Origin of the sequence: Paenibacillus sp. FSL R5-0810, assembly GCF_038002285.1 — a bacterium.
Taxonomy (GTDB): Bacteria; Bacillota; Bacilli; order Paenibacillales; family Paenibacillaceae; genus Paenibacillus_AQ; species Paenibacillus_AQ lactis.
The window spans coordinates 3,756,868-3,770,641 of record NZ_JBBOCF010000001.1 but is presented as its reverse complement, the minus strand read 5'-3'; the positions used below and the strand labels follow the sequence as shown (position 1 = coordinate 3,770,641).

The following is a 13,774-nucleotide window of genomic DNA, read 5'->3' as shown; positions in this document are numbered from 1 at the left end:
TTAAGAAAGGTTTTAGCTGGGACTAGATGCAATAATTGTGGTGGTCCTCTAAACAAAATCCATGGTCCTATGGTAAAGGAAGAAGTCCAAGTCGTGGTCTATTCTCCAATAAATTGCCTTCCTCTAGTACGGCCGAAGGTCTGGATGTATCTCTGCTTTGTACGATATAGAAATAATAAGGAGCGGTTGAATGCCGGCTGTTTTGAAAATAATGCGCTTTCACCCTGGTTCTATGGTAAAAACGACTGATCAAATGTTGGCATTTTCCGAACATTAATGACATTTTTATTAAGGAATGTTCTGTGATATATGCAGTTTTCGGCCAAATTTTTGCTAAAAAACACATTAAACTACATAAAACGCTAAAATTTTTGTTTTGACATCTGCTTGTCTATACCCTAGGATAATAGTATAAAACGTGCTCACTTAGGAGGATAAGCTCAGGACATGAAGAAGACATGGTCAATTCTATTAACACTCGTACTCTCCGTCGGACTGCTGGCAGGCTGCGGCAGCAATGATAAGTCGACCGACAAAGGCGCTGAAGCTGGCGGTGCTGAAGGGTCTAAAGATAAGAAACGCATTGCGCTCGTTCTTCCTGAGAAGATCGGCGTGAATCCATTCTTTGCCTTGATGGACGAAGGCTTGAAGAAAGCGGCTGCCGATTTCGACGTGGAAGTGAAGACGATCGAATCGACGGATCCGGCCTCGATCGAGCAAAATCTGCGCACCGCCGTGGCAGAGAAATATGACTTGATCATCACAACCACATTCCAGATGGAAGATGCGCTTAAGAAGGTTGCGCCGGAGAATCCGGACGTACCGTTCGCGATCATTGATACCGTTGTCGACTTGCCGAATGTTCGCAGCGTCGGATTCCGCGAGCATGAGGCGGCTTACCTCCTTGGAGCGGCTGCCGGATTGGCAACGAAAACGAACAAGATCGGCAATGTCGTGGCAGATGATATTCCGATTATGCACAAGTATATCAAGGGGTTTGAGGAAGGCGCGAAATCCGTCAACCCGAATGTCGAAATCTTCGTTAACTTCGTCGGCGGATTTGACGATCCGGCGAAAGCGAAAGAGCTTGCGCTCCTGCAAAATTCCAAAGGCGCGGATTTCGTAGCAGGCATGTCCGCCGTCGGCGACCTGGGCGTATTCGAAGCTGCGAAAGAGAAGGGCTTCTACACATCGGGCCAAGATACGGACAACACCGGCACCGATCCCGAGCATGTTGTCTTGGCTCAGCTGAAGGGAACGGACGCCGTTGCGTACGAGACAGTCAAAGACTTTGTGGAAGGCAAATTTTCCTTTGATGTTCGCGAGTATGGCTTGAAGGAAGGCGGCGTAGGCCTCACTTATGTAACGCATGAGAGCAAAACTCCGCTGAACCCGTTCATTGGACAAGACATTGTAGACCAGCTCAAGGTGATTTCTGACGATATAATCGCTGGAAAAATTAAAGTAACGAACGCATTGGAACAAAACTAGTTCTCACCTGGACCGGCTGCGCATAGGGCAGTCGGTCTTTTATTCAGAAGCGAAAGGAAGGCATAACCGACATGCTACTCCAGATGGACAGTATTACGAAAAAGTATGGCGAGTTTAGCGCAAACCGCGGCATTGATTTTTCGCTGCGCGCAGGTGAAGTTCATGCGATTGTCGGAGAGAATGGTGCAGGTAAAACGACGCTGATGCGGATTTTGTACGGGATGGAGCAGCCGACCTCGGGTACGATTCGTCTGAACGGCAAGGAAGTGTCCTTTGCCAGTCCCTTGGATGCCATACAGAGCGGAATCGGCATGGTGCATCAGCATTTCATGCTGTTTCCTTCCTTTACGATCGCGGAGAACATTGTTATCGGCAACGAACCGGGCGCAGGGGCCGTCTTTGACCGGAAGCAGGCCGTGAAGACGGTGGAAGAGCTATGCGAAACATTCGGCATGAAGGTGGATCCGCAGGCGATCGTAAGCAGCACCGCTCCCGGTGTGCAGCAGCGGGTCGAAATTTTAAAGGTGCTCTATCAAGGGGCGGACATCATTATCCTGGACGAGCCGACGGGGGTTCTCACACCGCTGGAGGTCCAGGAGCTTTTGGAGGCTATAAAACAGCTGTCGAAGCAGGGCAAAAGCTTTATTCTGATCAGTCACAAGCTGAATGAAGTGCTTGATGTGGCCGACCGCATTACCGTCCTTCGGGACGGAGCGGTGACGGGCGTGGTGGATAAGCATGCTACCGATGCGCATGAAATCTCCCGGCTGATGGTCGGACGTGAGCTGCTGGAGCTGGATCGCAAGCCGATTACGCCTGGAGATAAGGTGCTGGAGGTAACGGACCTTTCGCTGCGCGGCACAAAGGGCAAGCCGGTGCTGGATGCGGTTAGCCTGAGCGTCCGCGCAGGCGAGATCGTAGGAGTAGCGGGCATATCCGGCAACGGACAATCCGAGCTGCTTCAGCTCATCTCGGGTCTGGCCCAGCCGGACGGCGGCCGGATCGCCGTCGCTGGCAAGGACGTTACGGGCAAGGCACCAAGAGATATTCGGGAGAGCGGTCTTGCGCACATCCCGGAGGACCGTTACGTGTGGGGGGCCAACCGGACGGCCACGGTGATGGATACCGGACTGATGGGTCACCATCGTCGGCTGCAGAAGAGCGGCCTCCTCAAGCTGAAGGACATCCGTGCCCTCGTTTCGGGATGGGTGCAGAAATTCTCGATTAAGACGGGCTCGCTGGAGACGAGCACGCAGTATTTGTCCGGGGGCAATCTGCAGAAGCTGATTGTCGCCCGCGAGCTGGAGCAGGGCACGCCGTTCCTGATCGCGGCGGAGCCTACGCGCGGCGTCGACATTGGCGCCATGGAGACGATTCACGGCGAGCTGTTGAAACGGCGCGAAGAAGGAACGGGAATTTTGCTCGTGTCCTCCGAGCTGACCGAGATTTTGAAGCTCTCTGACCGGATACTGGTTATGTATGAAGGCCGAATTGCAGGCGAGCTGTCCGCGAAGGAAGCGACGGAGGAAAAACTGGGATTGCTGATGGCGGGAGGAACATTGCAATGAACAAATGGACAAAATTAACGCTTCCGCTGCTTCAGCCGGTCGCAGCCATCATCGTGGGTCTATTGGCTGGAGCGATTGCAATTATTATTGCCGGAGGCGACATTTTAGAGACGTATGCGGAAATGTGGAAAGGCGCGTTCGGAGGAATGTATTTCTTCACGAACACCCTCTCGCGGGCGACGCCGATCATTCTGATCGGATTGGGCGCGGCGCTTGCCTTCCGCGCGGGCTTCTTTAACCTTGGAGCGGAAGGTCAGATGGTGTTCGGGGCGCTCTGCGCCGCATTGGTCGGATTGTATATGCCGGGACCGGGCTGGCTCGTATGCGTTGCCGCTCTGCTCGCCGGCATTATCGCAGGCGGATTATGGTCGGTCATGGCCGGGTACTTCGATTCGAGATTCGGCGTGAACCTGCTGATCTCGACGCTGCTGCTCAACTATGTGGCCGTACTGTTTGCCGGCTATTTGGTTGCCTACCCGCTGAAGGACCGCTCAGGCTCAGCGGCGATGGCCCAGTCGGAAATGCTTGACAACAGCGTTTGGCTGCCGAAGCTGATCTCGGGCATGCCCCTCCACGTCGGGTTTGTGCTGGCCGTTCTCGCGGCTTTGATCATTTTCGTGGTGCTGAAGCGTACGGTGGTCGGTTATGAAATCCGGATGCTCGGCGGGAACCCGCTGTTCGCCTTGTTCGGCGGGGTGAAGCGGGGGCCGATGATGATCGGCGCCATGTTTGCAAGCGGCGGTCTTGCGGGTCTCGGCGGTGCTGTCGAGATCTTGGGCTCCCAGTATCGTTATATCGACGGCGCATTATCCACGGCGGATTATGCATGGACAGGCATTATGGCAGCCCTGCTGGCCGGATCGAATCCGATCGGCACGCTGATTGCGGCGATCTTTCTGGCCGCGCTGCAGACCGGCGGCATGGGCGTCGAGCGGAATACGGAAGTGCCGCTTGAGGTGGGGGATATCATCCAAGCCGTTCTGATCCTGTTTATTTCCGCCCGATTCACATATAGCTTCCTGAAGCGCAGAAAGGAGAACAAATCCGATGGAACAGCTGTTTGACCTTGCCCTGATTAACTCGGCGCTCCGGGTGCTGACGCCGATTCTGCTCGCAGCCCTCGGCGGCGCCCTTTGCTCGCGCGTCGGATTGTTCAATGTCGGCCTGGAAGGCTTTATGCTGCTGGGTGCGTTCTCCGCAGTGGTTGGGAATTACTACTTCGGCAACGTGTTTTATGCGATATTGTTTGCGATTGCGATTGTATCGATCTTTTCGTTGATATTTGCCTATTTGAGCATAAACCTGCGGGCGAACGTCATCGTCGTCGGGATCGCCATGAATGCGCTGGCGGCCGGGCTTACCACGTTCAGCCTGCGGGCGATCTTCGATGTAAAGGGCGCCTTTTACGACAACACGATGGTGGGGCTGCCGAAATGGAATATCCCCGTCATTGAGGATATTCCCGTGATCGGGCCGATTTTGGCGGGATTGACGCCGCTTGTGTACTTGTCATTTTTGATTGCGGGTTTGATGTGGTACTATTTTTATCGCACGAAGAGCGGATTCCGCTTCCTGGCTGCGGGTGAAAATCCGCTGGCGGCCAAGAGCGTCGGGATTCGGGTAGCCCGTTATCAATACGGCGCCGTACTGGCTAGCGGCGTGCTGTGCGCGCTTGCGGGTGCGCAGCTGTCGCTTGGACAAGTGACGATGTTTACGGAGGGCATGACCGCCGGTCGCGGCTTCATCGCGCTGGTTGCCACAATGCTGGGCCAATCCGGCCCGCTTGGCGTAACGGCGGCAAGTCTGCTGTTCGGGTTCATGGATGCGCTAAGCATCCGGTTTCAGGGACTGGCGCTGCCGACACATTTCACCCAAATGCTGCCGTATGTCGTGACGATCCTGGCGATGTTCTTCTTCAAGGATAAGAGCTTCCAGAAGGATGCGCTGAAGCAGGGCTCAAGCTCGCGATAAGCTTGATGCCCCGGTGATCTTTCGGAAATGGACCCGAGACTTTGCATAAGGAGATGAGCGGAAGGTGCATAAGAAAGCGGAACGTTTGAAAAAAATGAAGCCGGTCGCGGCCGGCAACCTGACCGAGGAGCAGCGGGTCAAGCTGCCTCCCGGACAGACGCTGACCGAGAAGTTCCCCATATTGCATGAAGGGGAGGTACCGGTTTATGACATGTCTGAGTGGACGCTGCGGGTATTCGGCGAAGTTGAGGAGGAGCGGACATTTTCGTATGAGGATATTTTGTCGATGAAGACGGTAACGCTCCAAACCGATATACACTGCGTCACGCGCTGGTCCAAATTCGATACGGTGTGGGAAGGGGTTCTGTTTCGGGATTTCCTGAAGGAACTGAAGGTCAAGCCGGAAGCCAAGTACGTCATGTTCCATGCGGATCCGGACTATGACACGAACGTGCCGATCGAGGACCTGCTGCGGGACGATGTGCTGCTTGCTTACCGCTTCAACGGAGAGCCGCTGACGGACAAGCATGGCTGGCCGCTGCGCACGGTTGTGCCGCATCGGTATTTCTGGAAAAGCGCGAAGTGGCTGCGCGGCATTGAGTTTATGGCGGAGGACCGGCCGGGCTTCTGGGAACGCAACGGCTTCCATAATGAAGCCGATCCGTTCAAGGAGCAGCGGTTTAGCGGCGAAGCGCTGGATATACCGGAAGACGAATGGACACGTAAGGAGTTTGATTGATATGTTGATGCCGATATTGCAAGTGAACTCTGAGGATATACCCGAATTCGTCGTGGTCTGCGGCGATCCGAAGCGTGCGGAAGTGATCTCCCGCAAGCTGGAAGGCGCGCGCGAGCTGGCGTTCAGCCGCGAATACCGGACCTTCGTGGGGACGTACGAAGGCGTGGAGCTGGCCGTGACGAGTCACGGCGTCGGCTGCCCGGGGGCGGCCGTCTGCTTCGAGGAGCTGATTCGCGCCGGTGCGAAGACGCTGATCCGCGTTGGCACCGCCGGCTCCTACCGGGCGGATACGCCGGCGGGAAGCCTGGTTGTCAGCACCGCGGCCATCCGTACGGACGGGCTGACGAAGCAGCTTGTGCCGGAAGGCTTCCCGGCTGTGGCGGACAGCGCGGTCGCTGAGGCGCTGTACGAATCCGCGCTCTCGTTAGGCGAGGGCGTCGTCCGCAAAGGGATGACGGTGACGCTGGATGTATTCTTTAACGGGGTGGAGGAATTCCCCCATCCGAAATATAAGGCGGCCGGCGCGCTCGGCGTGGAGATGGAAATCTCGGCGCTTTATGTAGTGGCCGCCCTCCGCGGCGTCCGCGCTGGTGCGATCGTGGCGATCGACGGCTTCGCGGACGCGGATCTCGCGGCGGAGTATGATCCGAACACGAATGTCGTGTCGGATGCCGTGGAGCGCGAGATTCATGCGGCCTTGATGGCCGTTGCGAAGCTGGCGAAGCAAGGGTGATGGATAAAAGCCGGTTATTCCCGAGGCGTGGGAATAACCGGCTTTTTGATGGGGGCGCGGGCGGCGCTTTGCGGCGCCCCCGCGGGGCCTGACAAGTCCCGAAAAGGGACTTGCAGCGATGGAAAGCGCGCCCGCGAGGCCAACAAGTCCCGAAAAGGGACTTGCAGCGATGGAAAGCGCGCCCGCGAGGCCAACAAGTCCCAAAAAGGGACTTGCAGCGATGGAAAGCGCGCCCGCGAGGCCAACAAGTCCCGAAAAGGGACTTGCAGCGATGGAAAGCGCGCCCGCGAGGCCAACAAGTCCCGAAAAGGAACTTGCAGCGATGGAAAGCGCGCCCGCGAGGCCAACAAGTCCCGAAAAGGGACTTGCACATCAATCCGGGACACACCTTGCCAGCCCTGGCCCGCTTGTCTAGATTCGCCCCTTATGCTCTAGGCGGTTGAACAATGAAAAACGGTAACTTTTCAATGCCGACCGATCTCGCGTAAGTAAACAATTGTCCCTTGTGGTGGATCTCATGGTCGACCATGTTGCCTAGCCAGACGGAGCCCGGGGCCACAAAGCCGTTAAAATCCAGCGGTTGCTCCAATTGGGCTTCCGTCAGTTCAGCAAAGCCTTTTTCCGTAGCATTGGTTGAGGCTTGAACGATCTCCCGGATATCGCTGATCGATTCGAAGCTTGTCGGGAACGTTGGCGGGGAGAAGGCCCCATGCTTGATCGATTGCAGGAACATATCGGAAGATGCAGCCATGTGGACTATCAATTTCCCTAATGTCATAGCATTCGGCCAAGGCTTATATTCCAGATGCTCGTCCCGTATTTCTTCAAGCAGCTGCTGCAGCACACCCCGATGGCGGAGCCATCGCTTTAACTGTTGTTCAGTTTCCATGTACATAAAAAGTCCCTCCTCATAATCGTCACAGTAGATTCGAACTGCTTCTGGTATTAACCTTGTTTGTCATATGGCCTGACTATGGCGCATGGGTGTAGTGGAGCAATAGTAAGTAAATTCGATAGTATGCATGAATATCCTTTATCTAGGCATGCTTAATAAGCATATAAAAGTGAAATGTCGAAAGGATGATTCCCCATCCTTGCCTGGACCTCGTTTTCTAGTTCAACTTAGCCCAATGGAAAATCATGAAAAATAACTGTTGCAATCGGACATTCTTTCGCATATACTGATTTCAGTTAGTAATTGGTCAATCAATAATAAAAATTAAAAATTAACTTCTGAAAGGAGTGATTCCGTATGCCGCGCGAAGCCTCCGCGAACCGACGTCAGGATATTGTTGCAGCAGCAATCGAGGTGTTTGCAGAGATCGGCTATTATCGTGCGACAACCGCACAGGTTGCCGAACGTGCAGCCATATCGCAGCCTTACGTGTACCGTTTTTTTACCAAGGAATCGCTGCTGGTTGAAGCGCTGGCCGTATCTTGGAAGCGGATTGTTCATGCCTTCCGTCAGGTGATTGATTCGGCACCGTCCCAGGAGCTCGAAGAGGGATTGATCCGTGCTTACGAGGAGATCATGCTTGCTCATCGTAGTGAAATCTTACTGCAGATGCAGGCACAGACGATCTCGGATGCACCTGTTCGAGCAGCGATGCAGCAGGGAATGGGAGAGGTAAAGGAGCTGGTGGAGAATGCCTTCATCCATGCCGGATTTCAGGATGCGGATGTGAGAGTCTCCAATTTCCTTGCAAGGGGAATGCTCTGTAATGCCGCAATGGCCATGGACATGCCGAGCATCATGCCGAAGCGTTAGGGGTTGCCGATGGCAGCGGGAGATGGTAAAGGTGAGTGCAGCCCAGCACTTTACACCATGGAGGCATCAAAGCATCGAGCCGTAAGGTCTGCCATAGTTGCTTGAGAGCAAGCTACATTCGCCGGGAATGCGCGCCCCGAACAGTGAGAGCACCAATCTTGCCTCGCCGCGACTGCCTGCCCCTTACCGGGAGGGGCGCCCCCGGATTGCCGCAACAGCTTATCGGAGAGCACAGCTAACGGCAGGTCACGTCTGCCCCACTGTAGTGTAAGAGCTCTGATTTTCCAGTCATTTGGAGTTAGGCATTATTTTTTTGAACATTAGTAATTGGTCAATCAATAACAAAAAACAAAGGAGATGTTTGATTATGAAAAAGGCGATTGTTCTGGGTGCAACGGGCGGAGTAGGAAATCCGCTGACTGCCGAATTGGTGAGAAGAGGGATCGAAACGATTGCCTTCGGCAGATCGATGACCAAGTTAAATGCACTTGCCGAGGAGATTGGCAGCTCCCCATTGTTGAAGCTCCGGACCGGGGATGCCTTTAAATCGGAGGACATCGTTCATGCGGCCGAAGGGGCGGATGTCATTTTTCACAGCGCGAATATTCCGTATCACGAGATGGAATCACGGCTGCTTCCACTCGGGGAATCCGTAATGCAGGCCGCCCAGTGGATGAACGCAAGAGTAGTTGTCGTGGACGGAATATATCCCTATGGGCGACGCAGAATGGAGAAAGCGACGGAGGAGCACCCGAAAATGCCTCATACCCGAAAAGGCAAGACCAGGCTTGCCTATGAGGAGCTTCTGTTTTCGTCACGTTGGAAACCCCGCACCCGCCCGTTGATCGCCCGGTTACCGGATTATTACGGCCCCTCGGCTCAAGCATCTTATCTATCCGTGACGATGGAGGCTATCGCAGCAGGTAAGCCTACGGCCTTCATCGGAAATATGACGGTTCCCCGCGAATATGTCTACTTGCCGGATGCGGCCCGGATGATTGTGGATATCGCCGTTCAGGAGGAGGCTTACGGGCAAAACTGGCACATTCCCGGTCCTGGCGTCATCTCAGGTCGTGACTTGGTACGCATCGCTCAGGAGGCGAGCGGGAGCCGCAAAGCCGTCATACCGCTGGGACGCATCGGGTTGTCCCTGATCGGCCTGTTCAATCCCGTAATGAAGGAGGTCGTGGAGATGCTGTATCTTACGGAAGAGCCGCTCGTGCTGAGCGGGGAAAAATACGAGCGTCTCATCGGACCGTTATCCTGGACGCCGCATGAAAAAGCGATTAAGGAGACCATTCAGAGGTTGATGAAGAAGCAGGGCGTGTGAACGGATTGTTCAAATAGCAAGCGTACAAGATACGCGCAACGTCTGCCCATTATTTTTTACTAATAGTAATTGGTCAATCAATAATACCTAATAAGGAGGTGATTCGAATGGCCAAACTTCAATTGAAGTTTGTGGACGGCGTACTGGCCGCCATCATTCTGGTGTCAATGCTTAGCTGGTGGGATTAGTAAACGAGCATTAAAGCGCATTGCTACAAATCATTGTTAGGGAGGTTTGGATCTATGAATGAAGGTTTACGTTCGGCCTGGGCATCGAAGCATACGCTTTGGCTCGGAATTGCCGCGGTCTTGTTGGTGCTGTTCTCCATATGGGATTAGCGAAAAAATGCTGGCACGCTGGCCGTGAACTGTGACCCATAAGATGGACACTTTGAAAAAAGTGACTTCTTGTGGGTCATTTGTGTTTTAATCAAGGTATGTGACGAGGAGTGATACGAGAATGGGGAAGTTGAAACGGGTGCTCTTTACCGAGGAGCAAATGAGGAAGCTGGAGGAGAATCCAAACGTACACCATGTGACCGAGGCGGCCATTACATACACACCTGCATTCAAGCTGGAGGCGCTGAAAGCCTACAAGCAGGGGCAGACACCTTCAGAAATCTTTATTCGTGCCGGCTTCGACCTGGACGTTATTGGTCATAAGAAGCCCAAGGACAGCTTAAAACGGTGGCGTGAAACCTTCGAACTGTACGGTGAGGAAGGTTTGGCTACAGAGCGGCGCGGTAAGGGCAGTACAGGGCGCAAGCCAACTGGTCAGTTGTCAGCCGAAGAAGAATTGAAACGGGCTAAGGCCCAGATCAAACTGCTTGAAGCTCAAGTGGACATGCTAAAAAAGCTCGAAGCGCTCGATCGGCAGAAGAAGAAACGCTGACGCCCTCCGAGCGCTATGAGATCATAAATCGCACCATTCGGGCATATGGCCTGAAACGAATGACACGCTATCTATGCGAGCTCGTGGAAGTAAGTCCAAGCGGCTATTACAGGTGGCTGGGGACGGAAGAAGATCGTCAACTTCGTGCTGCCGCCGACGAGCAGGACATCCTTCTCATCAAGCAGCACTTTGACGCGCTCCGCGGCAAAGCAGGTGCGCTTGTGATTAAGATGCGGCTGGAACAGATAAGCGGCGTTGTCATGAACCACAAGAAGATTCGCCGGCTTATGAAAAAGGCAGGCTTGGTAGCCGTAATCCGTCAGGCGAACCCCTACCGCAAGATGGCTAAGGCAACTCAAGAGCACAAGACGTGTCCGAACCTGCTGGAGCGAAAGTTTGACCAAGGCGAACCTGAGAAAGTGTTTCTCACTGACATCACTTATTTGCGCTATGGAAGCGGACACTGGGCATACCTTTCCTGCGTGAAGGACGGGGCGACCAGGCAGATCCTTGCCGACAGCGTGGCAGCAACACTCGAGCTTCCAATTGTCGAGCGGACGCTACAGCGTCTTTTAGAGCGATTAGATGGAAACATTCATCCAGAAGCGATTCTGCACTCCGACCAAGGGATGCACTACACGCATCCTAAAACCCGTCTTCTCATTGCTAAGGCAGGATTTAAGCAGTCGATGTCGCGCAAAGGCAATTGCTGGGACAACGCCCCGATGGAATCATTCTTCGGTCACTTGAAAGACGACGTTGATTTTAGCGATTGCCAAACTATTGATGAAGTGAGGGTGCGAGTGAAGGAGTACATAAGCTACTACAACTCAGAACGATACCAGTGGACATTAAAAAAGATGACCCCCGATGAATTCAGAGGTCATCTGCTTGCTAGCTAAGCTCTAGGCGGTTTATTTCAAACTGTCCACAAATCGGGTCACAGTTCACCGAAAGGGCTGGCGTGTTTTTTTTTTCGGAAATATTTAAAATCCATCCATCAGTTGCAGTCGCTCAAACGTTATATTAACAAGAAAGACGAAAACGGAAGATACGAGGTCGGCTATGGACGTAAATGAGCTGTACGAAAATTTGAAGGAGGATGTCCGGCGCTATGCCCGGTCGGTCGCAAAGCACGCGTACGAAGCCGACGATCTGGTGCAGGACGCCTTCATCAAGGCGATGAAGGAGCCGCAGCTGGCACAGTGGCCGCTCCACAAGCAAAAGGCTTGGTTTTTCAGGGTCATCAAGAATCGTCTGATCGACATTACCCGCCGGGAAAAACGGCTGCTTCCCTGGGATGATGATCTGGATGCCACATTGCTGTCCGTGCCAAACCTCGATATGGAGACCACGGAATGGCTGGGCCGCCTGCCCCAGTCCCAAAGCGATATTGTGTTTAAGCGCTACTGGCTTGGCATGTCCAGTCAGGAGATCGGGGACCAGCTTGGATTGCCAGCCGCGACGATCCGTTACAAGCTGCAGGCCGCCATCAAGAAATTAAGAACCTATTGGGAGGAAGATATGAAATGAGCAGAATCATAGGCAATGTTGGTATGCTGGATCTTACGGAGGCAACCGAGGAAAGCGTAAAAAACATTGAACGGATCGACAATGTGGGCATGGTGCTGTACCGGGCGGAGACCGCCCATCTGCTGGCGCTGCTCACGAACGCCGGCAACATCGGCAAAACGCTGGAAATCCCCAGAGGCTACCGCTTTTTTAAAGGCACTTTGAGATTGAACGCCGAGTATTTTAAGCACAAGCAGCCGGAGAATGTATTTACGTATGGCACGGTGGTCATCGATCGGGATGTCAGCCTTGAAGCTTTTGAGCATAGCGGGCTGCACATGGCAGTGAGGGGCGAGGTGTATGTTCCGAAGCATTTGGAGGGAGCCGTCACCGCATCGCTGCTTAAAATGGAGGGAGCGGAAGCGAGCATCCAAGCCTATCAATCCGAGCTTCGGTTTGAGTCCGGGAAATTCCGTCTGACCAACGCGTATTTGTCTTCGCTCAAGGAGCCCCGGTACTTGGTCGTGAATGGGGTCCTTGAAGTGGAGAAGGACCTGGACATGGAACAATTCGCCGACCGGCTTGAAAAGATCCATGTGAACGGCATCGCGATGATCCATGAGGAGCAGAGCCCCTATTTTTATGACAAAATGCAGTCGATCAACGGTCAGGTAAAAGTAATTCCTGCAGGGTTCGAGCATGTAACGAAAACGCTGAGACTGAACGCCCGAACGATTCGCCGATTCGCCGACCGTAAATTATATACCAAGCACCCCATTGTGCTTGATGCTGACGTGACAAGGGAGGCGTTCAGCCGCGCCATCGCCGGAATTCAATCGTCCTCGATCGTGATCTGCAGCGAAGATATCGAGGATCTGGTCTGGGAACGCTGTCCGGACGTGAATACGGAAATCGTCAGCTATGAGCAGGCATTCGTATTCGTGGAAGGCGAGGAAGCATGGTCGAAGGACCAGTTGCTTGCTTTAAAGGAACCGGCCAGCTTCATTGTAGACGGAACATTGATCCTCGAAGAAGACGTTACGGAGGATGTATTGGAGGCCAAGCTGCGTTCCTTGGATCTGTTCGGGAAAGTGATGATCGCGGAAAAAAGAATTAAAGGTGTTTTATACCCTTACCTTCGGAGCATGAGCGGCAGTATTATAGTGAAGGGGACGGAGGAGAAGTTTGCAGGTATCGGTAATGTCGGAATGTTGTCGCTATAAAAGAAAAGAGGAAGGTAAAATGAATATCAATAATGAAGATATTGCCAACCAGCATGTGAACGATCTCCGCCAGGAACTCGAACGATGCAGGTTGGCTCAACAAACGAAAGCCACCCGTAATGAAGCTGCAGGTGCTGTCGCAGGCGGCGCGAAGACTGCAGGCAAATGGAAGGCTTTGCTGGATACCATCATGATGATGGGAAGACGATTACTATAATTAAAGTGCGTGTTCAAAAAGTCGGTTTTTCAGCACCGAGAAGGTTGGATGAAGGTAGGGACTGAGGAGCGGAGCGTACGTTTTGGGTACGTGAGCACCGGAAGGCCCGGCTGAATTCAAGATTCGATGCCGAGTTACTTCTTGACGCACTTCGTGATCAAAAGACGATTTTTTGAACAACCTCTTAAAGTCATCCATTGGATGGATCGCCGGTGCCGAGAAAGTGGCACCGGCGATTTTTAATTAGGGGGAGGCTGGACGCAGGCAACAGGCAAGGGCTAAGTAACGGCGCGAGCATTGGACTTGGAGGCCTGGCATGCATAGCTACCAG

14 protein-coding genes are annotated in these 13,774 nt (G+C 53.5%); 13 read left to right on the top strand and 1 reads right to left on the bottom strand.

All coding sequences use genetic code 11. The features are described from left to right. The first annotated feature begins 447 nt into the window (after positions 1 to 447). From MKX76_RS16940 to MKX76_RS16915, 6 genes are all read left to right on the top strand, one after another. Positions 448 to 1,491, top strand: coding sequence for a BMP family ABC transporter substrate-binding protein (locus MKX76_RS16940; RefSeq protein WP_144871196.1), 1,044 nt, complete (start codon positions 448 to 450; stop codon positions 1,489 to 1,491). Positions 1,492 to 1,562: 71 nt separating this feature from the next. Next, positions 1,563 to 3,059 (top strand): ATP-binding cassette domain-containing protein, encoded by a 1,497-nt coding sequence (locus MKX76_RS16935; protein WP_144871198.1) that lies wholly within the window; start codon positions 1,563 to 1,565, stop codon positions 3,057 to 3,059. After that, a complete protein-coding gene (locus tag MKX76_RS16930; RefSeq protein WP_028405779.1) occupies positions 3,056 to 4,123 on the top strand; it encodes an ABC transporter permease in 1,068 nt (355 codons plus the stop codon). The genes MKX76_RS16935 and MKX76_RS16930 overlap by 4 nt, the downstream gene beginning before the upstream one ends. After that, positions 4,107 to 5,030: an ABC transporter permease gene (locus MKX76_RS16925; protein ID WP_007131269.1), complete on the top strand. Its 924-nt coding sequence runs from the start codon at positions 4,107 to 4,109 to the stop codon at positions 5,028 to 5,030. The genes MKX76_RS16930 and MKX76_RS16925 overlap by 17 nt, the downstream gene beginning before the upstream one ends. A gap of 64 nt (positions 5,031 to 5,094) precedes the next feature. After that, positions 5,095 to 5,769, top strand: a complete 675-nt coding sequence (locus MKX76_RS16920; RefSeq protein ID WP_144871202.1) for a sulfite oxidase-like oxidoreductase — start codon at positions 5,095 to 5,097, stop codon at positions 5,767 to 5,769. Position 5,770: 1 nt separating this feature from the next. After that, positions 5,771 to 6,502 (top strand): nucleoside phosphorylase, encoded by a 732-nt coding sequence (locus MKX76_RS16915; protein WP_007131271.1) that lies wholly within the window; start codon positions 5,771 to 5,773, stop codon positions 6,500 to 6,502. Positions 6,503 to 6,926: 424 nt separating this feature from the next. Here MKX76_RS16915 and MKX76_RS16910 read toward each other — a convergent pair whose 3' ends face one another. Then, positions 6,927 to 7,397 carry a DinB family protein gene (locus MKX76_RS16910; protein WP_028405782.1) on the bottom strand — a complete coding sequence of 157 codons (471 nt, stop codon included), beginning with the start codon at positions 7,395 to 7,397 and terminating at the stop codon, positions 6,927 to 6,929. Between the two features lie 357 nt (positions 7,398 to 7,754). Here MKX76_RS16910 and MKX76_RS16905 point away from each other — a divergent pair, with 357 nt between their 5' ends. The 7 genes from MKX76_RS16905 (at position 7,755) to MKX76_RS16875 (ending at position 13,443) form a co-directional block, all read left to right on the top strand. Next, a complete protein-coding gene (locus MKX76_RS16905) occupies positions 7,755 to 8,270 on the top strand; it encodes a TetR/AcrR family transcriptional regulator (protein ID WP_007131493.1) in 516 nt (171 codons plus the stop codon). A 367-nt stretch (positions 8,271 to 8,637) separates the two neighbouring features. After that, positions 8,638 to 9,600: an NAD-dependent epimerase/dehydratase family protein gene (locus MKX76_RS16900; RefSeq protein WP_213616753.1), complete on the top strand. Its 963-nt coding sequence runs from the start codon at positions 8,638 to 8,640 to the stop codon at positions 9,598 to 9,600. Between the two features lie 459 nt (positions 9,601 to 10,059). Further along, positions 10,060 to 10,491: an HTH domain-containing protein gene (locus tag MKX76_RS16895; protein WP_007127449.1), complete on the top strand. Its 432-nt coding sequence runs from the start codon at positions 10,060 to 10,062 to the stop codon at positions 10,489 to 10,491. Next, on the top strand, positions 10,488 to 11,393 hold the full coding sequence (locus MKX76_RS16890; protein ID WP_341035036.1) for an IS3 family transposase: 906 nt from the start codon (positions 10,488 to 10,490) through the stop codon (positions 11,391 to 11,393). Before MKX76_RS16895 ends, MKX76_RS16890 begins: the two co-directional genes overlap by 4 nt. Before the next feature lie 163 nt (positions 11,394 to 11,556). Next, positions 11,557 to 12,024 (top strand): sigma-70 family RNA polymerase sigma factor, encoded by a 468-nt coding sequence (locus MKX76_RS16885; protein ID WP_144871210.1) that lies wholly within the window; start codon positions 11,557 to 11,559, stop codon positions 12,022 to 12,024. Further along, positions 12,021 to 13,226: a hypothetical protein gene (locus MKX76_RS16880; protein WP_341034266.1), complete on the top strand. Its 1,206-nt coding sequence runs from the start codon at positions 12,021 to 12,023 to the stop codon at positions 13,224 to 13,226. The genes MKX76_RS16885 and MKX76_RS16880 overlap by 4 nt, the downstream gene beginning before the upstream one ends. 19 nt (positions 13,227 to 13,245) lie before the next feature. Then, entirely contained in the window at positions 13,246 to 13,443 is a 198-nt protein-coding gene (locus tag MKX76_RS16875; RefSeq protein WP_007131499.1) for a hypothetical protein, read from the top strand. The last annotated feature ends 331 nt before the right edge of the window (positions 13,444 to 13,774 follow it).